Source organism: Prevotella pectinovora (genome assembly GCF_041323955.1).
GTDB classification, from domain to species: domain Bacteria; phylum Bacteroidota; class Bacteroidia; order Bacteroidales; family Bacteroidaceae; genus Prevotella; species Prevotella pectinovora.
The window spans coordinates 2,749,749-2,774,322 of the sequence record NZ_JBGLIV010000001.1 but is presented as its reverse complement, the minus strand read 5'-3'; the positions used below and the strand labels follow the sequence as shown (position 1 = coordinate 2,774,322).

General features: G+C 44.5%; 21 protein-coding genes and 3 pseudogenes. 20 read left to right on the top strand and 4 right to left on the bottom strand.

The features are described 5' to 3' along the window. Positions 1–23 precede the first annotated feature (23 nt). Together ACDC99_RS10820 and ACDC99_RS10815 are read right to left on the bottom strand one after the other, a co-directional pair. Positions 24–977: a phosphatase PAP2 family protein gene (locus tag ACDC99_RS10820; RefSeq protein WP_022316927.1), complete on the bottom strand. Its 954-nt coding sequence runs from the start codon at positions 975–977 to the stop codon at positions 24–26. A 143-nt stretch (positions 978–1,120) separates the two neighbouring features. Beyond that, positions 1,121–2,134 carry an NAD-dependent epimerase/dehydratase family protein gene (locus ACDC99_RS10815; protein ID WP_042518064.1) on the bottom strand — a complete coding sequence of 338 codons (1,014 nt, stop codon included), beginning with the start codon at positions 2,132–2,134 and terminating at the stop codon, positions 1,121–1,123. Between the two features lie 189 nt (positions 2,135–2,323). On the opposite strand from ACDC99_RS10815, the gene miaB reads away from it, so the two are divergent. The 4 genes from miaB (at position 2,324) to ACDC99_RS10795 (ending at position 7,787) form a co-directional block, all read left to right on the top strand. Further along, entirely contained in the window at positions 2,324–3,673 is a 1,350-nt protein-coding gene (gene miaB, locus ACDC99_RS10810) for a tRNA (N6-isopentenyl adenosine(37)-C2)-methylthiotransferase MiaB (protein WP_022316929.1), read from the top strand. 200 nt (positions 3,674–3,873) lie between these two features. Further along, positions 3,874–5,700 (top strand): ABC transporter ATP-binding protein, encoded by a 1,827-nt coding sequence (locus tag ACDC99_RS10805; protein WP_042518065.1) that lies wholly within the window; start codon positions 3,874–3,876, stop codon positions 5,698–5,700. Positions 5,701–5,718: 18 nt separating this feature from the next. Next, positions 5,719–6,657, top strand: coding sequence for a lysophospholipid acyltransferase family protein (locus ACDC99_RS10800; protein WP_370756735.1), 939 nt, complete (start codon positions 5,719–5,721; stop codon positions 6,655–6,657). Continuing rightward, the gene (locus tag ACDC99_RS10795) at positions 6,654–7,787 is read left to right on the top strand and encodes a glycosyltransferase family 4 protein (RefSeq protein WP_370756734.1); all 1,134 of its coding nucleotides are present in this window, start codon (positions 6,654–6,656) and stop codon (positions 7,785–7,787) included. Before ACDC99_RS10800 ends, ACDC99_RS10795 begins: the two co-directional genes overlap by 4 nt. Positions 7,788–8,292: 505 nt before the next feature. On the opposite strand, the pseudogene ACDC99_RS10790 reads toward ACDC99_RS10795, so the two are convergent. Further along, a pseudogene (locus ACDC99_RS10790) lies at positions 8,293–8,458 on the bottom strand (IS982 family transposase); the annotation flags it as partial. 8 nt (positions 8,459–8,466) lie between these two features. Beyond that, complete coding sequence (locus ACDC99_RS10785) at positions 8,467–8,847, bottom strand: protein NO VEIN domain-containing protein (RefSeq protein WP_288176820.1); 381 nt, start codon at positions 8,845–8,847, stop codon at positions 8,467–8,469. 171 nt (positions 8,848–9,018) lie between these two features. On the opposite strand from ACDC99_RS10785, the gene ACDC99_RS10780 reads away from it, so the two are divergent. The 16 genes and pseudogenes from ACDC99_RS10780 (at position 9,019) to ACDC99_RS10710 (ending at position 24,554) form a co-directional block, all read left to right on the top strand. Then, positions 9,019–9,243 carry a helix-turn-helix transcriptional regulator gene (locus tag ACDC99_RS10780; RefSeq protein ID WP_022315541.1) on the top strand — a complete coding sequence of 75 codons (225 nt, stop codon included), beginning with the start codon at positions 9,019–9,021 and terminating at the stop codon, positions 9,241–9,243. Positions 9,244–9,253: 10 nt separating this feature from the next. Then, entirely contained in the window at positions 9,254–9,826 is a 573-nt protein-coding gene (locus ACDC99_RS10775; RefSeq protein WP_022315542.1) for a DNA cytosine methyltransferase, read from the top strand. Positions 9,827–9,844: 18 nt separating this feature from the next. Further along, complete coding sequence (locus ACDC99_RS10770) at positions 9,845–10,969, top strand: type I restriction endonuclease (RefSeq protein WP_370756733.1); 1,125 nt, start codon at positions 9,845–9,847, stop codon at positions 10,967–10,969. 12 nt (positions 10,970–10,981) lie between these two features. Continuing rightward, on the top strand, positions 10,982–11,383 hold the full coding sequence (locus tag ACDC99_RS10765) for a hypothetical protein (RefSeq protein ID WP_370756732.1): 402 nt from the start codon (positions 10,982–10,984) through the stop codon (positions 11,381–11,383). A gap of 12 nt (positions 11,384–11,395) precedes the next feature. After that, positions 11,396–11,764 (top strand): annotated as a pseudogene (locus ACDC99_RS10760) (MvaI/BcnI family restriction endonuclease); the annotation flags it as partial. Positions 11,765–12,120: 356 nt separating this feature from the next. Then, positions 12,121–12,831, top strand: coding sequence for a hypothetical protein (locus tag ACDC99_RS10755; RefSeq protein WP_370756731.1), 711 nt, complete (start codon positions 12,121–12,123; stop codon positions 12,829–12,831). A gap of 193 nt (positions 12,832–13,024) precedes the next feature. Then, positions 13,025–13,186: pseudogene (locus ACDC99_RS13120) on the top strand (IS256 family transposase, variant Zn-binding type); the annotation flags it as partial. A 398-nt stretch (positions 13,187–13,584) separates the two neighbouring features. Next, positions 13,585–16,245: a C13 family peptidase gene (locus tag ACDC99_RS10750; RefSeq protein WP_370756730.1), complete on the top strand. Its 2,661-nt coding sequence runs from the start codon at positions 13,585–13,587 to the stop codon at positions 16,243–16,245. Between the two features lie 188 nt (positions 16,246–16,433). Beyond that, the gene (locus ACDC99_RS10745; protein WP_370756729.1) at positions 16,434–17,828 is read left to right on the top strand and encodes a leucine-rich repeat domain-containing protein; all 1,395 of its coding nucleotides are present in this window, start codon (positions 16,434–16,436) and stop codon (positions 17,826–17,828) included. A 305-nt stretch (positions 17,829–18,133) separates the two neighbouring features. Beyond that, entirely contained in the window at positions 18,134–18,364 is a 231-nt protein-coding gene (locus ACDC99_RS10740; RefSeq protein WP_288967562.1) for a hypothetical protein, read from the top strand. Positions 18,365–18,379: 15 nt separating this feature from the next. Beyond that, positions 18,380–18,781 (top strand): hypothetical protein, encoded by a 402-nt coding sequence (locus ACDC99_RS10735; protein ID WP_370756728.1) that lies wholly within the window; start codon positions 18,380–18,382, stop codon positions 18,779–18,781. 63 nt (positions 18,782–18,844) lie between these two features. Beyond that, positions 18,845–19,222 (top strand): ISAon1 family transposase N-terminal region protein, encoded by a 378-nt coding sequence (locus ACDC99_RS10730; protein WP_303221763.1) that lies wholly within the window; start codon positions 18,845–18,847, stop codon positions 19,220–19,222. Then, on the top strand, positions 19,212–20,300 hold the full coding sequence (locus ACDC99_RS10725) for a transposase (RefSeq protein ID WP_288967559.1): 1,089 nt from the start codon (positions 19,212–19,214) through the stop codon (positions 20,298–20,300). Before ACDC99_RS10730 ends, ACDC99_RS10725 begins: the two co-directional genes overlap by 11 nt. A gap of 684 nt (positions 20,301–20,984) precedes the next feature. Then, a complete protein-coding gene (locus ACDC99_RS10720) occupies positions 20,985–22,835 on the top strand; it encodes a 2-oxoacid:acceptor oxidoreductase subunit alpha (protein ID WP_044073565.1) in 1,851 nt (616 codons plus the stop codon). 26 nt (positions 22,836–22,861) lie between these two features. Next, entirely contained in the window at positions 22,862–23,863 is a 1,002-nt protein-coding gene (locus ACDC99_RS10715) for a 2-oxoacid:ferredoxin oxidoreductase subunit beta (protein ID WP_022316903.1), read from the top strand. A gap of 130 nt (positions 23,864–23,993) precedes the next feature. Beyond that, positions 23,994–24,554 carry a hypothetical protein gene (locus tag ACDC99_RS10710; protein WP_370756727.1) on the top strand — a complete coding sequence of 187 codons (561 nt, stop codon included), beginning with the start codon at positions 23,994–23,996 and terminating at the stop codon, positions 24,552–24,554. Positions 24,555–24,574: the final 20 nt, after the last annotated feature.

Genomic DNA, 24,574 nt, shown 5'->3' with positions numbered 1-24,574 from the left:
TTTCCGGTTTATGATTATTCCTTTCAATTTTTCATCCCCTTCGACATCCACATGAAGATGAAGTAGAACATCGTGCCGGTGATGAGTCCGGCGATGGCATCGATGGCATAGTGGGCCTGTATGTATACCGTGGCGAAGCAGAGCAACACATAGAAGGGAGCCATAATATAGAGCAGCTTCCTGTTGCGGGTGTGCCATATCAGCAGCATTATCACGGTGCTTATTCCAACATGCGAACTTGGGAAAGCAGCAGTAGGTCTCTCTCCGGCAGCCTTGGCGTCTTCAACGAGATGGTAGAAGATGCCGTCGGTATATCCCGGACTCGGCAGACATTCGGTGTGGGTGTTGAAGTAGTCGCCAAGGTTGGGGAACACGCCAGCCGTTATCTGGTCTATGCCGACAGCCTTGAAATAGAACGTAGGTCCTGTCACCGGCACGAGCACGAATATCACGTAGTATGCGAAGAAAGAAGCCATTATCACGAATGCGCAGCGCTCATACTCCTTGTATCTCCATATAAAATAGTATATCGCCGCCAGAGCTATCATCGGATAATATGCCGCATAACCCATGTCGAGCAGTTCGCTGACCACGCTCCATGGCATTGCCTCATGGAATATCAGTGCTGGCTGGCATCCGAACAGCGACTGTTCCGCCTGGGCGAATACGTGGTCGAGATTCGGCAGCATGCGGTTCAGTTCGTAGGTATCTGGATACCACCAGCTGAGCAGCGCCATCTGCACCGTGATGCGGCAGAACCTCGTGAATCGGCATGGCACCATCCTGTAAACTCCCCATAGAGCCAGCGTCACCACCATGATTCTCACTCTGCCCCATATCATTGCCTCAGGGTTTGCCACCTTGGTGTATGTGAAGAACACCATGAGCAATGTCAGCACGAGATAGCCAGTCATCACCCACTCCAGCCAGAAGAGACCCTTTTTGGGCTTCTTCTCTATCTTGAATAAATCTTTCATAATCGTTGTCTTTTTCTTTTCAGGTCGTTTAAATCGTTCCGATCGTTCAAATCATTCCATCCGTTTCTTTGTCAGCATCCAACTTTTGTATTGCATACATCCGTTGTGTAGACATCCGTCTGGTGCATACATCCGTCTGGTGCTTACATCCATCCGTTGTCCTTATACCATTTCATGCTGATTCTCACACCCTCCGGCAGCTGGCATTTCGGTTCGAAGCCCAGTTCCTTTCTTGCCGGAGATATGTCGCATTGCCAGTTGCGCTGCTTCATGATATTGTATTTGTCGCGGTTAAGGGCAGAAATCTTTCCCGTCAGGTGCGCCATAGCCTCGGCAACCGTTGATACGGTCTTCAGGAACCACAGTGGCGCCACGATACGCAGCACGTGCTTCACTCCCAGTTCCTTCTGTATCAGGTCGCTGAACGTGCGTGACGAATACACCTCACCGTCGCTCAGAATGTAGCTGCTGCCGGTCTTTCCGTTGGTGAGAGCCAGGAACACCGCCTGCACCACGTCGCTAACGAAGATGAACGTGATGTCCTGTCGCTTGTATCCCACGGCGAAGTCCACATGCTTCTTTATGCTCTCCGCCATCATGAAATAATCCTTTTCCCGCGGACCATACACTCCCGTCGGTCGCAGTATGATGAACGGCAGTCTGTCTGCCACCGACCGCAGATAGTCCTCCGCCTCCAGTTTGCTCTTGCCGTATGCTGTGTTGGGCTGTGGCGTATCGGAGTCGGTGATGTCGGTATGCGGCTCCTCCTCCCGTATCGGTCCGAGGATGCTCAAGCTGCTTATGAACACGAAGCGCTTTACAGGCATGGCGAGATCGAGAATGGCATTCACCAGATGCCTCGTTCCCTTGCTGTTAGTCTTGAAGAAGTCAGCTTTGTTCAGACATTTCGTCACGCCGGCAGCATGCACCACATAGTCGAAGCTGTGTTGGCGCAGCTGCTCCTTGAGCTTATGCTCGTCGTTGAAATCCAGTTCTATGAAGTTTATCCCCTCTTGCGGCAGATATTTCCGTGAGCTTGTAGCCCTTACGGCAGCCCACACTTCCATTCCTCTGCGGAGAGCCTCTTCAACGATGAAGCTGCCGATGAAACCTGTGGCGCCAGTGATGAGTATCTTGTCTTTTTGCATTCTTGTCATTTCTTTTCAGCTGCAAATGTAAGGAAAAAACTGATAATAATCTATTTAGTGACGGTAAAATAATAACTTGGTACGATTTGAGTGAGAAATGTAACGAAAAGTTGAAATACGTTGTGAAGTTTGCAAATACAATTTAAATTTATTAATTTCGCACCCAAAGTATGCAATTTTAAACGAATAAAGGAAATAATGAAAAAACTCTTCATAGAGACTTATGGCTGCCAGATGAACGTGGCAGACAGCGAAGTTGTAGCTTCTGTGATGCAGATGGCGGGTTATGAACTTTGCGAAAAGGAAGACGACGCAGACGCTATTTTTCTGAATACATGCAGCATCAGGGAGAATGCTGAAAACAAGATATACAACCGTCTCGAAACCCTCCATGCAGAGCAGAAGAAGGGCCGCAAGGTCATCCTCGGAGTGCTGGGCTGCATGGCGGAGAGAGTGAAAGACGACCTGATAGACAACCATCACGCCAATCTCGTGTGCGGTCCCGACAGCTATCTCACTCTGCCCGACCTTATAGCCCAGTGTGAGAACGGCGGCAACGCCATCAACATCGAACTCTCCACCACCGAGACCTACCGCGACATCGTGCCGATGCGTATCGGCGGACAGAAGGTGAGCGGCTTCGTGAGCATCATGCGTGGCTGCAACAACTTCTGCCACTACTGCATCGTGCCATACACCAGAGGCAGGGAGCGCAGCCGTGATCCGGAGAGCATCCTCAGAGAGGTGAAAGACCTGCACGACCGCGGTTTCAAGGAGGTTACGCTGCTCGGACAGAACGTGAACAGCTACGGTCTCTCACCGTCGGGAAAGAAAGAAGAAGGCAAGGTGTCTTTTGCCGAACTCCTCAGAATGGTGGCTCAGGCAGTGCCCGACATGAGAGTGAGATTCACCACTTCCAATCCCGAAGACATGAAGGAGGACATCCTGCACGTCATAGCCGAAGAACCGAATATCTGCAACCATATCCACTTCCCTGCACAGAGCGGAAGCGACAAGATACTGAAGCTGATGAACAGAAAATACACCCGTCAGCAGTATCTCGACACCATAGATGCCATACGCCGCATCATCCCTGGATGCGGAATAACCACCGACATCTTCGTGGGCTACCACGACGAGACGGAAGAAGACCACCAGCAGACCCTGTCGCTCGTCAGGGAGGTGGGCTTCGACTCTGCCTTCATGTTCAAATACTCGGAACGCCCGGGCACCTATGCCTCAAAACATCTGCCCGACAACGTGTCGGAGGAGGTGAAGATACAGCGACTCAATGAACTGATAAAGCTGCAGACCGAAGTAAGCGCCGAGCAGAACAGAAAAGACGAGGGCAAGGAGTTCGACGTCCTCGTTGAGGGCTATAGCAAGCGTTCCCGCCAGCAGCTCATGGGCAGGACGGAGCAGAATAAGGCGGTGGTGTTCGACAAAGGCAACCACCACGTGGGCGAGACGGTGAGAGTGAAGATAACGGGCAGCACCAGCGCCACGCTCTTCGGCACTCTCGTGCCATCTCCTTCAGCAGCAGAGTGAGGTGGGGCATAATCCGCCTTTCTATATTGTGACAGACAAAATATAGTGACAGACAAAAGCATAATCAGATAATCAATAAATAACAAACATAAATATTCCCTGCTGTTCCGTCCGCCAGGCATGTCGGCGTCTCTCCGTCATGAGGGAGAGACAAGTCGGAAGTGGCTGATACCGCGAGCTGGCAAGGGGTTGTTTCTTATATGAAAGAATTTTTCCAGATACTCAGGCGCTTCGTGCCGCCATACAAGAGATACCTCGTCATGACGGTGTCGTTCAACATTCTGTCGGCTGTGCTCAACATATTCTCGTTTGCAGCCATAATCCCTATCCTGCAGATTATCTTCAAGACGGAGAAGGCTGCCGCAGCGCCACAGCTCATGGCATGGGACTGGGACAACATGAAGGAAGTTGCAGCAAACAACATGGACTATTATGTCAACGCGCTGATTGCCGACATCGGTCCTACTACCACATTGCTCGTGCTCGGACTCTTCCTCGCCACCATGACATTCCTCAAAACGGGAGCCTATTTCCTGTCGTCGGCCACCGTGATACCGATCAGGACCGGAATAGTGAGAGACATCCGCAACCAGCTCTACCGCAAGATAACATCCCTGCCTATCGGCTTCTTCTCAGAGGAGCGCAAGGGAGACATCATAGCCAGGATGAGCGGCGACGTGCAGGAGATAGAAAACTCCATAATGAGTTCGCTCGACATGCTCTTCAAGAACCCCATCCTCATAATAGCATATTTCGCCACGCTGCTCTGCATCAGTTGGCAGCTCACTCTCTTCACCATACTCTTCGTTCCCGTCATGGGATGGATAATGGGCAAGGTGGGCCGCAAGCTGAAACGCAAGTCAAAGGAGGCGCAGGCCCTCTGGAGCGACACCATGAGCCAGGTGGAGGAGACACTCGGCGGACTGCGTATCATCAAGGCATTCTGTGCTGAGGAGAAGATGAACAGGCGCTTCGACAACACCAACTCCAGCTACAGAAACCAGATTCTCAAGGTGAACACCCGCCAGCAGATGGCACACCCCATGAGCGAGTTCCTCGGCACGGTGATGATAATCATCGTGTTGTGGTTCGGCGGCATCCTCGTGCTCAACCAGCAGGTGCTCTCCGGTCCCACGTTCATCTATTATCTCGTAATCCTCTACAGCATCATAAACCCTCTGAAAGACTTCTCCAAGGCAGGCTACAACATCCCAAAGGGACTGGCTTCAATGGAGCGTGTAGACAAGATCCTGCTTGCCGAAAGCGACATCAAGGAGAAGGAGAACCCTCAACACATCTCCAGCTTCGACCACACCATAGAATTCCGCCATGTGTCGTTCAGATACGGAGAGCAGTGGGTGCTCAGAGACATCAACCTCACGATAGAGAAAGGAAAGACGATAGCCCTTGTGGGACAGAGCGGAGGAGGAAAGTCAACCATGGTAGACCTCATTCCGAGATACTACGACGTGCAGGAGGGTGAGGTGCTCATCGACGGCATCAACGTGAAAGACCTCGATATCCACGACCTCAGACAGCTCATCGGCAACGTGAACCAGGAGGCGATACTCTTCAACGACACCTTCTTCAACAACATCTCCTTCGGTGTTGACAACGCCACGCAGCAGCAGGTGGAAGAGGCTGCCCGCATAGCCAATGCCGACGAATTCATCAAAGCTTCTGAAAACGGCTACGACACCAATATCGGTGACCGCGGCGGCCGCCTCTCCGGCGGACAGCGACAGCGAGTGAGCATAGCGCGAGCCATACTCAAGAATCCGCCGATACTCATCCTCGACGAGGCAACATCGGCTCTCGACACAGAGAGCGAGAGACTCGTGCAGGACGCTCTGGAACGACTGATGAAGACGCGCACCACCGTTGCGATAGCCCACCGGCTCTCCACCATCAAGAATGCCGACGAGATATGCGTGCTCCACGAGGGACAGATAGTGGAGCGGGGCACCCACGACGAACTCATCAGCAAGGACGGATATTACAAGAAGCTGCACGATATGCAGTCGTAACAAAATATTCATTCATATATGGCATACAAAATAGTCTACCCCATCTTCTATGTGTTGTCGCTATTGCCCTTCAGAGTGTTGTATGGCATCTCCGACTTCTTCTATCTCATCATGTATCATATCGTGGGCTACAGGAAGAAGGTGGTGAGGAAAAACCTCAGCAGTTCATTCCCCGAGAAAACACCTCAGGAACTGAAAGAAATAGAGCATGGATTCTATCACTGGCTCTGCGACTATTTCGTGGAAACCCTGAAGCTGCTCACCGTCAGCGACGAGACCCTGCTAAAGCACATAGAATTCAGAAATGCCGAGCAGATAGAAGAATATTACGACAAGGGGCAGACATGCGCCGCCATTCTCGGACACTACTGCAACTGGGAACTGCTCTCTGCCACAGGACTCGCCTTCAAACGTCACAAAGAGGCGGTGTGCGGACTTATATATCATCCGCTCAGGAGCAAAATATTCGACATGCTCTTCAAGGATATACGCCAGAGCAAGGGGGGAGTCTGCATTCCGAAACAGGAAATACTGAGATACCTCGTGAGATACAAACGCGAGAAACGCATGTGGCTCTTCGGATACATCTCAGACCAGTCGCCGAAATACCTGAACATACACTGCTGGCTGCCGTTCCTCAACCACGACACACCAGTATTCACCGGCGGCGAGAAGATAATGAAGAAGATGAACGACGCCGTGTTCTATGTTGACATGCAGAGACCGGAACGCGGCAAATACATCTGTACCTTCAGACTGATTACCGACAAACCAGCCGAGATGCAGGAGAACGAGATAACGACACACTTCTTCAAGATGCTTGAGGACACCATAAAGAGGGATCCCAGACTATATCTCTGGACCCACGACAGATGGAAGAGAAACCATGAGCATTTCGACAAATATTATGTCATGGAGAACGGGCATGTCATAAAAAGAAAAGACGTAGAATTATGATAATAGGATTTGACGCAAAGCGCATAGTGAGGAACGCCTCGGGACTCGGAAACTATTCCAGGACCCTTGTGGGGGATTTGCAACGTATAGTGCCGGAAGGAACGCAGCTGAGACTCTACGCTCCCGACATGGGACGCGATGAGCTGCGGGGACAGGTGAAAGAATCCTCAAACCTCAAATTCGTTTATCCGCATGACTGCTACACAAAGCTGTCGAGAGACTTGTGGAGAATGAAGGGAATAGTGGAAGACCTGAAGAAAGACGGTGTGCACCTCTATCATGGACTGACTGGCGAACTGCCTCTCGGCATCAGGAAGGCCGGCATCAAGACCGTCGTCACCATCCACGATCTCATATTCATGTGTCATCCCGAATACTACAACTGGATAGACACCAAGATATACGCATGGAAATTCCACAAGACCTGTCGCGAGGCAGACCGCATCATAGCCATCAGCGAGTGTACCAAGAGAGACATCATGCGCTTCGGTGGCGTTGACCTGTCGAAAATAGACGTCATATACCAGAGCTGCAGCACAGAATTCAAGACCAGAGAGAGCGAAAAGAAGCTCCAGCAGGTGCACACCAAATATATGCTGCCGGAGAGATACATCGTGAATGTGGGAACCATCGAGGAGCGCAAGAACGTGCTGCTTGCCGTGAGAGCCATGCACATGCTGCCCGAAGAGGTCAGCATCGTCATCGTGGGACGCCCCACACCGTATGCCGACAAGGTGAAAGAGTATGTAGAGGCAAACAACATGCAGCACCGTGTGAAGATGCTCCATGGCGTGCCCCACGAAGACCTCCCGTCAATATACCAGATGGCAGAGGCATGTGTTTACCCCTCGCGCTATGAGGGATTCGGACTCCCCGTCATCGAGGCTATACAGAGCGGACTCCCTGTTGTGGCATGCACTGGCAGCTGTCTTGAAGAAGCCGGCGGCAACGACTCCATATACGTCAACCCCGACGATGTGTGCGGAATGGCAGAAGCCGTGAAGCAGGTGTTGTGTGGAGCGCCGGGCAGAGAGCAGCGCATAGAGAGAAGCCAGCAATACGTGAAACGCTTCGAGGGAAACAACGTGGCGCAGAAAGTGTTGGATGTCTACAACAAGGTGTGTCGTTGACATTACTTACTCAAATCGTACCAAGTTATTATTTTACCGTCACTAAACAAGTGTCATTGAGGGTGTGTCATGTTCTTGGCATACTCTCATTTTTTCTATAGAGAAGTGTCATAGTATCATTTTCCGGCTTCTCCATATATATAAAGTCCATTGTACCAACGAGTTGGCTTAATGATACTTTTCGGGATTCTTTACAGAAAAGTATCATTGAAGTATCATCGAAGTATCATCGGGACTTTGATCGTTTATCATCCCCTTTTCTGGCGTTTCGTCTTTGAACCGCTTTGGGCACATTTTGGATACTGGTTGTGCCCACTTGGGGCAAGCACCGTGCCCCACATGGGCAAGCATCGTGCCCCACATGGGCAAGCACCGTGCCCATTTATTGAAGAATTGTAGAGGTGTGACAAATCAATGTGTTGCATGTCTTTGCACACTTCCAAGTCAGAAGACTCTGGAACAGTACTACGGCATGTAGCGCTACCCGATTCCTCGACTATATACATGGAACATACCCCGATTCATTGGCGAGATTTTCAGAGAATTGCTTGCATATCTCAAGTATTTTGATGAATTTTGTATAAATGTTGTACGTACGATGGTTTGAACTTAATGTTTGAGCACCACTAAGTTGGTATAATCAGCGATATGTACAACCTTTTCACTTGCATCTATCAACTTAAATTGATTCCGCCAACGGGTTCATCTTGGAAGACTCATTCTTGGAAATATGCACAGAGATTTGTGAACCAGCCAAGCCTTTGACCTCTATACAGAGAAACGCCTTGCCTTTGGTAGCTTCCAAGTCCCATCCCTTGTTTTCGTCCTCCACAGAAATGACATTGTAGCCTTGCTTCATATAAAATGTTGTAGCTGCTGATACGGCAGCTTTCTCAACAGCGATTTTTGCATCAACATCAATGTTAGGTTTTGTTTTATGTGTTAGAGGCTTGACGTAATTCTCAATATAGTCAATAACCTTCTGGCGGAAACACATTACTTCCTTGGTGTCGCTATCGGCATACCAAATGTTTGACTGTCCCATGAAACCTTTATTCATGGAGGCTTTCGCCCTTGGCACTTGCATGGTACGTTCTTTCTTAATTTCAAAATGGCACAAATACCAGTTGGATATTTGTGATAAAAGAAGAAAATTGATTTTTAAATCACTTTATTTTTGAAAAATCAGTGAAAATAAAAAATAAATGGTATTTTTGCAAAAAGTTGCTTTATGGAAGATTATAAAGATATAAATAGAATAAAGGTTGTGCTGGTAGAAAAAAAGCGCAGCAATAAGTGGCTGGCGGAACAGCTGCAGAAAGACCCTTGCACTATATCCAAATGGTGTACAAACACTTCGCAGCCATCGCTTGAAACTTTACTTAAAATAGCAGAGCTATTGGATGTAAATTATACAGAACTTGTAAGGGCTGATTTTTTGAACAAAAACAACTGAAAGATAAAGAATGGCTGAAAAAAAAGAATTCCTCGCCTCTCGTAGAGGTGTGAATTATCTCGATTTATTCGCTGGTGCTGGAGGCTTCAGCGAAGGATTTATGCAGGCATATACAGATGATAAGTTCTATGATTTTCGCCTTGCAAGCGATATTAATGAGAATTGTGAACTTACGCATCGTGTAAGATATAACAAGATGTTGGGACTTGATACAGACTTTTTGTGTCAAGACATTATGGAAGATTCGTTTCTTCCGAATTTGATGGAACGTTTACACGGACAAGAGATTGATGTAATTACAGGCGGTCCAAGTTGCCAATCATTCAGTTTGGCAGGAAGACGTAAGAAACTTGATAAACGTGATGATTTATTTTATCATTATTTGAAAGTTATCAAGGCTCTTCGTCCGAAGTATTTCGTAATGGAGAATGTCAAAGGTATTTTAACCAAAGATGAGGGTAGAATAAAAGAACGTATACTAAGAGAAATCCGTTCTATAGTAGATGATGCTAAAATGAGTACTCTGCTGGCATTTCTCAATGACCATCTGAAGGTAAATATTAACAGGCTAAAATGCGCATAAGTCAAGTTTTGGAAAGTAATGAAACAGAAAAAAGACATTTGGCAAGAATTCTGCTATGATTTGATAGAGGTACGCAAAAACGATGTATTGGAAGATAAATACCAAGATATTGTGGAATCGAACTTGCGCCAATTAGGATGGAGCAAGGTACAGGGAGAAATATGTCCCAAGGAAAGGATAAACGTAGGCTCACACAACCAAGTAGAACCAGACATAACAATAAAGACAAACGGCATTCCTGTTTTTGTAATAGAACTGAAACGTCCGAATAATAGCATTACACTTAGACAAGAGCAACAACTCTTATCATATATGCGTTTGTGCAAGACCCTCTTAGGATTATACATAGGCAGCGATATAAGGCTATTTTATGATACGAATGAGGATGTTCCAACAATGGTATGGAAAACAGAGATAGATTTGAATGCGGAAAATGGTGAAGAATTTATTGATTTCTTTCTGTATGAAACTTTTAATCAACAGCGTTTAGAAAACATTTGTAGAACAAAGGCTGTTACAATAAAGACAGACAAGACGATAAAAGAATTTCAATATGATTTATCTATTGATAGCAATTCCACAATAAGGAAAGTTGTATTTGAGTACTTGGTATCTTTGAAAGGATGTAATAAGGAACTTGTAAATGCCACACTAAGCAAATTGACTTTTGCAACAAAAGAAGCAGAAACTTTACACACCAATCTGTCCGTACCCGTCCATTCGTCTGGAACAATTTGGGTTAAAAACGTCACGTATAACAAAAGCAAACGTGACAATTCGAAATATTCGATAGATGGAGGTCATGTATTCTTGGGAAAAGGGCGCATTGTCAGAGAGATAGTAGCTTGCTTTATAAAGCAGCATCCAAATTTAACTTTCGAGCAACTTTCGCAAATTTTTCCTGACAACTTACAAGGTTCCTATGGAGTATTGCGTACGATGTCCGACATAGCCTCTTCTTCACAGAACAAGAAAGATTTGATGTCGCGTTATACTATGTCATCAGAAAAATCTATACTAACAAGTTCTGATGGCATTAAGTTCGTAGTTTCCAATCAATGGGGTGCTTACAATTTCATCAATTTCCTTGACCATATAAAGGGAATGGGATGGATTGTAACAGACATAAGCAAAAAACCATAAACAGACGTGATAATGTATAAATACAATAAGAATAAGTCATTGAAAGATTGTATTGAAGAAAAGAAGAGGATTCTTTATCTATATCCTATGAGGAAGGAAAGACGGAGAAGTAATTTTGACATTAACATTTCTTTCTTAAGAAAATACAACTTAGAAAATGAGCTTGGATTAGAAGAAGTCATAATAAGAGAAATCGCTCATAAATTTACTTTATGGGAGAAACATTTTGTGCTTTCGCTCAATCTCGGATACGAAGAATTCAGAGAAAAAGTAATTTGGCTCGATTATGATGAAATATTGGAATTGTATATAGAGGCCACGGCTCACCCATCAGTGAAGCCATTTTGGCAAAGTAAAAATAATTATTCGTTTTTTATGAACAAAATACTTCCACAAATAAACAATTTGATATAGCCCAATAATCAATTCCTCTTCTTGAATGTAAATCAGACAGTGGAAAAACTTGAACTCCAGGCACAGATGAAGAGATTGGAAGATGTTGCTGCATGGCGATTGATGAAGTTGCACCAAAGATTGCTAACGAAGCATCACGAAACGTTTTGGATTGAAGTGGAAAACGAGAAACATGACGGCAAGGAATACTTTAGGTATAAGCAGATTGAGCACACAAAGAATCCTAATGTCGGACAGTTTGATGTGCTTATTGAGCAGAATATCATAACGGTAGACTTACTGCTATGTCGTCCAAGTGGACATGGTGATACATATTCTTTCAAGATCAAAAAGAAAGGAATGCCCTTACTTTTCCCTGAGAGCGTGATATATAATTTGTAGCTTTAAAGAATTTGCCTATGGCTGAAATCAAGTATCAATAACCTGTTGGCGGAATTAATTTAGGGTCTTCAAGAATTTGGAGTGATGGCATATTAAATATATCTATAATTTTTTATAATTATCTCGTATAAGTTGTTTACAGCAAAGAGTATTACTCAATACATGGGCTGTTAAAACAATATCTTCTTACATTATATGCAAATTAAGATTTTATGTTCTCTTAGTTTTGTATATTAAGGGTTTTGTGGAAACGGAATTTTCTAAATTGCTGATGTCCACCATTAATCGTTCATCACTCCAAATACCGAATGAGCCATATATCATTGATTATGAAGTATTTTAAATATATAATGATTATGAAGTATTTTAAATATATAATGTGTGTATTGTTCATTTTTCTAAACACGAATCTGCATTCACAGGATAATGTTGCAGTGAAGCAGTTACCTGATTTAGGCGATTTGACAAGAAGGATGGAATTCTATGTAGAATCTGAAGATTCAGTTTCTGCATATTCTTTTGTTTTTTATAAGTATGGACCGACAATGTTAGGAATGTCTATTCATTGTGATTTAGATAGTAAAGAATCTGACAAAGAGGCGGAGGTTTTGCCTGATGACACGACAGCAGTATCTAAGTTCCAGAAAGCCAAAAGAACGAAGTATAAGAAAAATGATTACAATACTTTTTTACATGAATTTTCTTGTTGCATGAAAAGGGCATCTTCTGAATATGAATTATCAGAATTAAAACAAATATTATTTGAGCTTACTTGTTTTCAAGACAAATCTTATGAAGTTGCAAAAAGTATAATAAAAAATAACAATACAAGAAAGCCTACTTATTCAGAAGTAGAAAAAGCTATAAACAATACTTCCTTAAAAAAAGATTTTGATAATATTTTAAAGCAATATGACTTAAAAACATCTAAAATAATTTGTGGGGACAGCCCTATTATTATATTTAGAAGAACAGATTTAACAGACTTAGGAAAGAGAAACTATGATAGAGAATTGGGATTGTCCGTCCTCGTCAGAATTAGACTTGATAAATTAAGTTTGCCGTAAACCCTTTTCATCAGCAAACCATCCAGACAATAGGCTGACAATTGCCAGACAGCCAACTGCTTGGATGTCAGAATATTACAACAAAAAACCAGACAATCTGACAGTTTTTCAGAAATTCTCGTTTTTACTGAGAATCAGCGATATGGGAAACTTTTGCTCATATCGACCAAATTAATTCCGCCAACGGGTATGTCAGGAAAAAGGCTGTGAGGGAATGCCTAACACGAATAACAAATTGGAGGGTACATTCACATATTTAAAGAAGAACCTGAACAACCACAGCGGAATGAATGAAGAGAATCGCAAGCGATTCATTTGTGGGTTTTTCTTGGCATTGATAAAACCACTTGCATAATGCAAAAAAAGCGGACCAGACAACAAGTCCAATCCGCCATCGCATAATGCAATTTGGTATATACAATCCTATTCCTCACAGAGTTGCTCCCCAGCAGAGCTCTGCTATGCTTCAGACTGCGATGCAAAGGTACAGAGCCATTTGTTAACCGACAAATGAATAAGCAGCAAACTTACCACGCAATTTGACCCATTGAGACATAGTATGGTTAGATTACCACGCAATTTGACCTATACGCCAAATTTTTTCTTTCAAAATATAAAGCTTGTTACAAATTATTTTATTAATTTTGCAACAAGTTCGATGAGTATAGAGCTTGACGTTAATTTCTGAGAGAACCATACTTCCTAACAACTAAGTGAAAATTAAACCGATACATTAACCCAAGCACAAGCGCAATGAGAGCAAAACTTACTCTTCTAAGTCTGTTGATGTGTTGCATCTTGTCTTCTGCGGCATTCGCTCAGACTCACAGTGTTTCTAAAGCAGAAGCACTGACGATTGCCCAACGGCAATTTCAAGGGAAGGATGTTGACTACTTCATCCTCCAAGACAACAGCCAAACAGCATGGACTATATTTGTCGATGCCGAACCGATGAAAGGATGGGAGCATGAGTGCTATGTGCTCACGGTTCCCAAAACCATCACGACATCAGTCAATGCGGCGGTACCATCAAGCAAGGTAGAGCGAAAACTGCCACCATCCGGCAACTTCGCTCCATTGTCGGTCAAAAACCGCTACGGAACCAATGCGAACTCAAAACCGACAGTTGTCAAGGTGTCACAGTCAAATGCTGCACAAGAAGCTGCACACAGGACCTATGCGCTTATCCTAAGCGGTGGTGTCAACAAAATGTCCAATTACGAGCGTTATTGGAATGACTGCTCGTTTATCTACCAGACTTTGGTTAACAAATATGGAGTTCCCAAAGAAAACATCTTCCCAATTATGTCGGATGGCAACAATCCTGCCGAAGACATGAGATTGACAACCGGAGGATTCAAATCCCAGCCTCTTGATTTGGATAATGATGGTGTAGCTGATATAAAACTGGCTGCAACCAAAGCCAACATTCAATCTACTCTCAATTCATTGAAAACAAAACTTGGAGAAGATGACCATCTCTTCTTCTATGTTATAGACCATGGCGGTTCTACTGACAATCAATCTAAATCATACATATGCCTATGGGGTGGAGAAAATCTCCACGACTATCAGCTGGCTTCTATGTTGTCTCCGTTTACGCAGAAAAATGTGAACGTAAACGTCGTTTTAGGTCAGTGCTTTTCCGGAGGTTTTATTGATGATCTTACAAAAGCTGGTTGCGTTGTGGCTACTGCTTCTACTGGCAGCGAGTATTCTTGGGCCTGCGGAGACATTCCTTACGATGAGTTTGTATATCAATGGACAACTGCAATAAACGGTGCTAACCACCGAGGTGCGAAAGTATACCCTGATACTGACAAGAATGGTCGTATCACTATGGATGAAGCGTTTATTTATGCTAAAAATCATGACCGTCGTAGTGCAGAACATCCTCAATATGTTTCCACGCCGCTGTCTGTAGGGGAAGATTTGGCCTTCAATTACCTTGCGCCAGCTGTTGACATATACATAAAAGACAACCCTGAAGACACTGGTAAGAAACCCAATATGACAACTGATGAGTTTTGGAAAAGTCCTTCAATATGGGTTAGAAATCAAGATGACGGAATCGAGATCCATGAAAATCCAGTATATTCGCCAAATCATTTGGCCTCAATAGTATATGTAAAAATTCATAATAGAGGGAAAGAAAAATATACAGGAGGTCAATGGCTTCATGTATATTGGGCCAAAGCATCTACCGCTTTTAGCGATAAAGCATGGAAAGGAAGAGAGCTATATAAGAATGAATTTGTAACAGGAGGGCATCTTGATGCGGTTCATATACCAGCAATAGAAGCTGGAGACTCTACTACGGTCAAAGTAACATGGGCACTTCCCCCAATCTTAATTGGAGCTACAGATAACGATAAACATCATTTTTGTTTAAAAACTAAAATTTTGCCCACTCATATTGATGAGAAATATGAAGAAGGGAAATCGTATTTTGACCTAAGGCGATTCAATGATCAGGCTCAGAAGAATGTTTCAATAATACCTAAAGAAGATGTTTCTAATGGCACTTTAGTATTTGTTCGCAATGCGAACAATCAAGCAAAGAGTTATACTTTAGAACTAGTTCCAAGAACATCTAATGACGCGGCTATATACGACAGGGCATATGTTGAATTAGAGCTAAGTCCAACGATTTATACTGCGTGGGAACGTGGTGGATTTAAATCTGAGGACATATCACTGCCAACGAGTAATTCAAATGATGCCAATCTTAGGAAAGTTATATTTATGTCTCCTAAGAGTAAGTTGCAAGCCGTTCATCTATTAGGGAATGAATTTGATGTAGTTAGTCTCAAATTCGACTTTAAAAAATACTCACTCAAGAGTGCTACTTATACTTTCGACCTTATTCAAAGAGACGAAAATGGAGAAATTATAGGAGGTGAAACGTTTATTGTGGAATCCCCTATACTAACTCTTAAGCCTATTGAAATCAAGCCGACACCAATAGGAGGAGGCTGGTTGCAATTATCAGTTGACAATGCTGATTTTAGTCGATTTAAATGGTTTGATAGCCAAGGCAATACCATCGGTCATTCAGAAAATATTATTGTAACCCCAACATATAACAACAATAAATATACAGTTGCTGCATCCACAAAGGACGGGGATGTCTCAACAGAATCAATCTCTTTAGAGGCTGCATCAGGCATTAAAACCGTCTCAAGATCAACGGATTCTAATAAGATTGATATTGAATTGAATGACAAAGCCGTAGATAATTCAACTATCTCGATCATATCCATCCTTGATGGAAACACCAAAGTGATGGAAGACATTGTTACAGGCGAGAGTAATATATCTATTGATGTTGCCAATTTTGAGAAAGGTGTATACGTAGTAGTGTATACCATTGATGGAATGGTAGTAGATCAAAAGAAAATCAATATAAGATAATATATGTGCTTAAACGACTTTTCCCAATCCACAAATAGGGTTGGGAAAAGTTGTCATTTGAAATGACTTCTAACATGTTACGTTTTATTACATTTGTTTTATTTATTTTGTCGATTTTATCTGGTGCTTCACAAAACATCACTCTCAATTGTGGCGAAAACCTATATAAGGATAATTCGTATCCGAATATGACAGATAGCATCGTCAATATGATTCCATTAAAAAAGGGAATCGTTTCCAGAAAACCATTAAAGGCTTTTAACAATCAAAACTATAGAGAGGTAACTGTAACGGTTCCCGGAACATTATCAGATATTATTGGTTCTAATATAAACGATATTGATTCTATTGTTATAAAGGGGACTATTAACGACAGAGATTTCAATGCTCTCTGGAGTGCAACATTTAATGGAAACCTATCGGTCATTAATCTGGAAGGTGCCGCTGTTGAAAATGATATTATTCCGTCAAGAGCATTCTGGCATCAGGATGAACAATTACAAGATGACGGGACAATATACGTAATTTCCCTTAGAAAAATAATCCTGCCAAACCAAATTAAAACCATTGGAGATTTTGCATTCTCATATGCGATACACTTAGAATCCATCAATATCCCGTCTAAATTGCAAAATCTTGGAATATATTGCTTTTCCGATTGTATGTCATTAGCGACTAATCCTATGCAACTACCTGAAGGTTTGATGGATATACCTGCAATGTGTTTTATGAATTGCGAGTCATTAGATGAAATAAAACTCCCGACCACAATAAAACACATAGGAGAAGGGGCATTTTATCGGTCTAAAATTAAGCGTATAAATTTCCCCGATGGCTTGCTGTCAATAGGCAATGCTGCATTTTACTCGTCTGACCTTGAGGAAGTTTTACTCCCTGCCTCTTGCCTGGATTTTTCAGGCACTCATCAATTCGCACTAAATCACAGATTAAAAAAAATAAACTTGCCATACGGAGTAAACGCTATACCAAACTGCTTTGTATATAACGATATTAATTTATTGGAATTTGATATTCCATCCACCATTGATATAATTGGGGCAGACGCATTATCTGCGTGTATGGCATTATCCGAGATATCATTATCCGAAGGATTAAAAGAGATTGAATCTAATGCATTCTGGTACTGTAGCGCACTCAAAAACTTAGTATTCCCCTCATCATTAACATATTTAGGCGGTGCTTCTTGTCAATATCTTCAGTCATTGGAAGCAATATATTGTAGCGCACTAACTCCACCTATATGCGATGAGGATCCATCAAATAAAGGACGTAACCATACATTCGGGCCCATATCAGGTCAGCCCGGTCATTTGTGTACTCCAAACAACATTCCAGTTTATGTCCCAGTTGGAACTTCCCATTTGTATGCTTCTGCTTACGGATGGAATTATTTTACCAATTTCATAGAAACAGACGATTTCCCATCTTCCGGTACGGACAGTGTTATAATTGATGGGAAAGAAGATAACGGTAATTACTACGATTTATTAGGAAGAAAAGTAGAAAATCCAACTTCGGGAAACATCTATATCTGTAATGGGAAGAAAATCTTGATAAAATAAAAATCCTTAATGGATTTTCACGCCGGTTATCTAATCTTTTGGATAAACAAGATTGTTTTTGAGCAGTAGATATATCGTCAAATGATACACGTCGCGGTATTCCGATAACTACGGCATATAAAATAAATCCCTTCCATGCATCACAAATGGAAAGGAATTTTTGCTTATGGCATCTATATAATTGGGATTACTGGCTGAACATAAGTTGAAGTTACTCAGTTCTCTTAATTCGGTACTATTTTGACATAACGCTGTTCAATCCATCAATTAGGGTATTTGTGTTTCCCATACAATTGGTAAACGGGATGAATGTAAGAGACGCTTGGGAACAACTATCGCCAAAAGGTGTGGAAATACGTACTCTGATGGGAGGCGCAACTTGTACACAGCCGGCTTTTGGGAAATTTATAGATTACGAAGTTCAACAAAATGCTATCAATATGGCAGACACAACTTTTTTTGTGGGTGTTCATCAAACGCTCTCCATAAGTGATGTGCAAGCTGTAGCACGAATTATCAATTTCACTTTTAAATAAAAACAGGTAAGGAGCATGTTAGTGATACATCCAAAAGATAAGACCACGGCGATGCTTTCAGCCTTGTATGACGGGCTGGAAGCACAAGTTGTTGACAACTATCGTTCGACTAAAGAGATGGGGCATCTGCTGCATCATGTCTCTACACAGGAGCGCATCATGTTGCTGGGGCATGGCTCAGACGAAGGACTGTTCTTTCGTGCGGATGACAGCAAGGACGAGTATGATAAGGTCATTGTTAGTCATGCCCACGCTTATCATCTACGTAAGCATGGTGAAAACATCGTAGCTATATGGTGCAATGCCGACCAGTTTGCCCTTGCAGAAGGCTTGCATGGCTTGTTTACGGGAATGATAGGCGCAACCGACAAACCCTGTGGGGAGGGTGTACGGACGCTAACCCAAAACTGTTGCTAAACGATACATAATTGCCCCCAAAGTTAGTACCTTTGCACTATGAATCGTAGCAGCAACATAAATATGTATGAAGGCCTTGCCTCATATTTTCTCCCTACAGGTATCCTTGAGTACTTTGAAGTGACAGACTTCACTGAGATTCCGACACAGGACACCGAAGTCCTATACACAACCGAGCTTCATATCTATCTTGATGAACGCGACAATCGCACTCCAGACATGAGTGGCTCTGTGAGCGATGGTTTCGGCGAGGAGTCATGTCTTCTTGATTTCCCGACACGTGACAAGAAAACAGTCCTCCATGTCCGCAGGCGTCGCTGGACGATGCCAGACGGCACAACCAGGTCTGTGGATCTCGACAAGAAGATACAGTTGAAGCATCCTGGCACGCGATACTCGAAAGACTTCGCGCTTTTTTTAAAGAAAGCGGATGGACAATGAGACGATAACCGCTCGTCAGATAGGCTACACATACATGATCAACAGCTCCACGTTTGCGAAGAGATACAAAGACACCCTGAGTGACTTTGAGACGTGGGAGCAGAAGGGTCATGCCTCTGAATGGATTCTTCTTCCGCAAAACGCAGGCAAGGAGCATGGCATAGACGAGACCTCCCTCCAAGGCGAGCTGTATACCATTGTCCACAACAAGGAATCCCATGGCCGCAAGGGCGCAATCGTTGCGGTAGACAAGGGAACGAATCCTTCTGATGTCCTGAGGGTGCTCATGCAACTGCCTGCGGATAAGCGTGAAATGGTCGGGAGCATTACGATGGACCTTTCTGATTGCATGCGTGCCATAGCACGGGAAGCATTCCCCAAAGCCACTGTTATACGTGACTGCTTCCATGTTGTCAAAAGAGGCGGAGAGGGATGCGAGGAGATACGCCTGCGTCTGAAACGAGAAGCTGTAAAGAAGGTGAACAGGCAGAAGGCTGAGTTCCGCAAATATCTCAAAGGACTTGCAGCGCAGAGAAAGGCTTATCGGGAGAGGATGAGGGCAAAATACGGAAAGAAGTGGAAGAAAAGTAAACGTGGCAAGAAGCCAAAGAGGCTGAACGCCCGATTTGAACCTCCAAGGCTTGTTAACGGAGAAACACTCGTAGAAGCACTGACCAGGTGTCGCAAGCAACTATCCATGAGCCGGGAGAAATGGAGCCTGGTACAGGAAAAGCGTGCGAAGATTCTCTTTGAACGATATCCCAAACTGGAGGAAGCATACAATCTAATCAATTCCCTCAGAGCCGTATTCCGTAACAAGAAACTCACCAGGGAAACTGCAAAGGAGAAGCTGGAAGAGTGGTATGAGAAAGTTGCAGCATGCTCTCTGCGAGAGATAAAGTCCGTACGCGATACCATTAAATTCTATGAGGATGAGATACTGAACTACTTCATCGAACGTCAGACAAATGCCTCAGCAGAATCGCTGAACTCAAAAATCAAATGCTTCCGGGCACAAGTGAAAGGAGTCAGAGATATACCTTTCTTCATGTATCGTTTAGCAACAGTTTTGGGTTAGCGTCCGTACACCCTCCCCACAGGGTTTGTCGGTTGCGCCCGATATGTACAACCTTTTCACTTGCGTTTATCAACTTAAATTAATTCCGCCAACGGGTGTACTTAACATCTTGATTCTTAATTATAATTTCATTTTTCTGCGCAAAGGTAATACTTTAATTTGAAAGTTCGTTATAAGTTCGCTGAAAGTTCACTCCAAAGTCCTTACTATAATTATTGCTGTGTGATTCGTATAAGTACATTTTGATTTGAAGGGAGTGTTTGACAAAATTCATAATGGTGTATTAAAATGGTGTAGAATGGTTAGAATGAAATAGGTTCTCATATAAGGAAGACATATACAATTGTGCGCAGTATATAAAAGAATGTCCTAAACTTCATGAAGACATTTTTGAAGTCAGATGCTGTATGATATATATCTGACAATGTGTAAGGCTGACAACTCCGTTGTATATATATATCGGTATGGGATAATGACACAAATTCAGCATTGAGAGTGAAAATACACGTGGTTTTCAATATGTAATGAAATTATTTTGGGAAAAAGCTTTGAACTTTCATTAAAGTTTCCGAACTTTGCATTACTTTGTTGAAAAGCATGGCTCTTTCTATGTCCTGTGCATAGCCGGAGCTTCTTGGATTAAGACTAATAAATGAAAAATCATTCATCAATACTGTAAATTCTATGGCAGAAAATTTGGAAGTAAAAGAGTTGGAGCAGGTAGTAGTACGCTTCTCAGGCGACTCAGGCGACGGTATGCAGCTCGCCGGTAACATCTTCTCCACGGTTTCAGCCACCATCGGCAACGGAATCTCAACATTCCCTGACTATCCAGCAGACATCCGCGCCCCGCAAGGATCGCTGACCGGCGTATCTGGTTTCCAGGTTCACATCGGTGAGGGAAAGGTTTATACCCCTGGTGACAAGTGCGATGTACTGGTGGCTATGAACGCCGCTGCATTGAAGACACAGTACAAGCATGCTAAACCACAGGCTACAATCATCATCGACACCGACAGCTTCGGTCCCAAGGATCTGGAGAAGGCTGAATTCAAGACAGCCGACTATCTCGCAGAGATGGGCATCGATGAGGATAGAGTAGTGGCTTGTCCTATCACAAAGATGGTGAAGGATTGTCTTGCCGACTCCGGCATGGACAACAAGGCCATCATGAAGTGTAGAAACATGTTTGCTCTTGGTATCGTATGCTGGCTCTTCAACCGCGATGTCACTCTCGTTGAGAATTTCCTGAGAGAGAAGTTCGCCAAGAAGCCTCAGATCGCCGAGAACAACATCAAGGTGGTTAACGCAGGTTTCAACTACGGACACAATACTCATGCCGGTGTGCCTGCTACATACCGCATCGAGTCAAAGAATAAGGTGAAAGGCCGCTATATGGACATCACCGGCAACAAGGCTACTGCCTACGGTCTTATCGCCGCTGCCGAGAAGGCTGGCATGAAGCTCTTCCTCGGTTCTTATCCTATCACACCGGCTACCGACGTGCTCCATGAGCTCGCAAAGCACAAGTCTCTCGGAGTGACCACCGTGCAGTGTGAGGATGAGATTTCCGGTTGTGCAAGTGCTGTCGGCGCATCATTCGCCGGAGCTATGGCAGCCACATCAACTTCAGGTCCTGGCGTTTGCTTGAAGTCAGAGGCCATCAACCTCGCCGTTATCGACGAGCTGCCTCTCGTCATCATCGATGTGCAGCGTGGCGGTCCTTCTACAGGTCTGCCTACAAAGAGCGAGCAGACAGACTTGCTGCAGGCTCTCTACGGAAGAAACGGTGAGTCTCCAATGCCTGTAATCGCAGCTACAAGTCCTACCGACTGTTTCGACGCTGTCTACAGCGCAGCAAAGATTGCCGTTGAGCACCTCACACCGGTATTGCTCCTCACCGACGCATACGTGGCCAACGGTTCTGCAGCCTGGAAACTCCCTAACATCGCTGAGCTTCCTGAGATTCATCCTCACTATGCTCCAGAGAGCATGAAGGGCAACTACACTCCATATAAGAGAGACGAGGAGACTCTTGTTCGCTATTGGGGTATCCCTGGACGTGAGGGCTTCACTCATATCCTCGGCGGACTGGAGAAGGACAGCGACACCGGAGCTATCTCTACAGATCCTGAGAACCACGACAAGATGTGTCGCCTGAGAGCAGGCAAGGTGGCTCGCATCCCTGTTCCAGACCTTGAGGTATTGGGCGACAAGGACGATGCAGAACTGCTCATTGTAGGTTTCGGCGGTACTGCCGGACATCTTTATTCAGCTATGGAAGAGCTGCGCAAGAAGGGTCACAAGGTGGCTGCTGCACAGTTCAAGTTCATCAACCCGCTGCCAAAGAACACCGCAGAGGTGCTCATGAAATACAAGAAGGTGGTAGTGGCAGAGCAGAACCTCGGTCAGCTTGCTGCCTATCTGCGTGCCAAGGTTGACGGCTTCGTGCCATATCAGTTCAACCAGGTGAAGGGACAGCCATTCGTTGTAAGCGAGTTGGTGGAAAGCTTTGAGGAAATCATTAACAAGTAATATAAACGTCTAATTTTTCATTGACAATGTTCACAATACAAGATTATAAGAAAGGACAGCCACGTTGGTGTCCTGGTTGCGGCGACCACTTCTTCTTGGCTTCGCTACATAAGGCGATGGCAGAATTAGGCGTTCCGCCATACGAGACAGCGGTAATCTCCGGTATCGGATGCTCAAGCCGTCTGCCATACTATGTTAATACCTATGCGATGCAGACCATCCACGGACGTGCTGCTGCCATCGCTACCGGTGCCAAGGTAGCCAATCCGAACCTCACCATCTGGCAGATCAGCGGTGACGGCGACGGTCTTGCTATCGGTGGTAACCACTTCATCCACGCCATGCGTCGTAACATCGACCTGAATATGATACTTCTGAACAACCGTATCTACGGACTCACAAAGGGACAGTATTCTCCTACCAGTCCACGCGGTTTCGTCAGCAAGTCTTCTCCATTCGGTACTGTAGAGGACCCATTCCGTCCGGCAGAGCTTTGCTTCGGTGCAAGAGGTCGTTTCTTCGCACGTGCCGTAGCCACCGACGCTGCAGGAACTGTAGAGGTGCTGAAGGCTGCAAAGCAGCATAAGGGTGCTTCTGTATGCGAGATTCTGCAGAACTGCGTTATCTTCAACAACGGTGTTTACGACTCTATCTACAAGAGCGAGGGCAGAAAGAAGAACGCCATCTACGTGAAGCACGGCGAGCCGCTGATCTTCGGTGAGAACAACGAGTTCGGTCTTGTGCAGGAGGGCTTCGGTCTGAAGGTAGTGAAGATCGGCGAGAATGGCATCACAGAGAAGGACATCCTCGTTCACGACGCTCACTGTGAGGACAACACCCTGCAGCTGAAGCTCGCCATGATGGACAACGAGCATGGATTCCCAGTGGCTCTCGGCGTAATCCGCGACGTAGAGGCTCCTACCTATGAGACTGCCGTTGCTGAGCAGATCGAAGAGGTGAAGGGTAAGAAGAAATATCACAACTTCATGGAGCTCCTCGAAACCAACGACATTTGGGAAGTGAAATAAAGGGCATACGCTTTTATTATTCTTATATGATGCCATATTCCTCATATCAATATATGCGGGATATGGCATTTTGGCTTTTTTTATAACAGATGGAATACTGGACTTTTTGCTAAACCAAAGACTTTTAGATATGACACACTACATCAAATCATTTATTGCGGCAACGATGGACGAAGGCAAGAAATGGATGATAATCAGCGGCGGAGGCGGAAAGGCAGGCGGCTTGAAGGTAGACACCAATACAAAGAGCAATCCATTCGCAGGACTACAGTTCGCCAGACTTTATTTCGACGGCTTCTCTTCAATAGAGATGGATAAAAAGACGTATCGCGTACAGATCACGGGTGTGGGAGCAGACGGTTCCATCACCTTAGGCAAGCTTGAGGCGTTCTCGCCGCAGTTCGGATGGGTGAAAGGACAGGACCGCCGGCTCTACAGCACCAAGTTTGTTTCTTCAAAGATGGTGACGCAGGTAGACAATGGAGGCTTGGCAGAAGGCTATTTCGAAGGTGTGGTAATGAAACCGGCGGAGCGCCGCGAAGTGGAATGGTCTACACCGAAGGTGTGGTTCGACACATTCCTCAAGAAGAATGGCATAGACTCAGATGCCATGTATGAGAGAATAAGGCAGAGAACCATGGAACACTACAATAATTTCAAGGGCGTATACACCCAGTTTTGGGAAGATTGACGAAAATGCGATGATAAAGT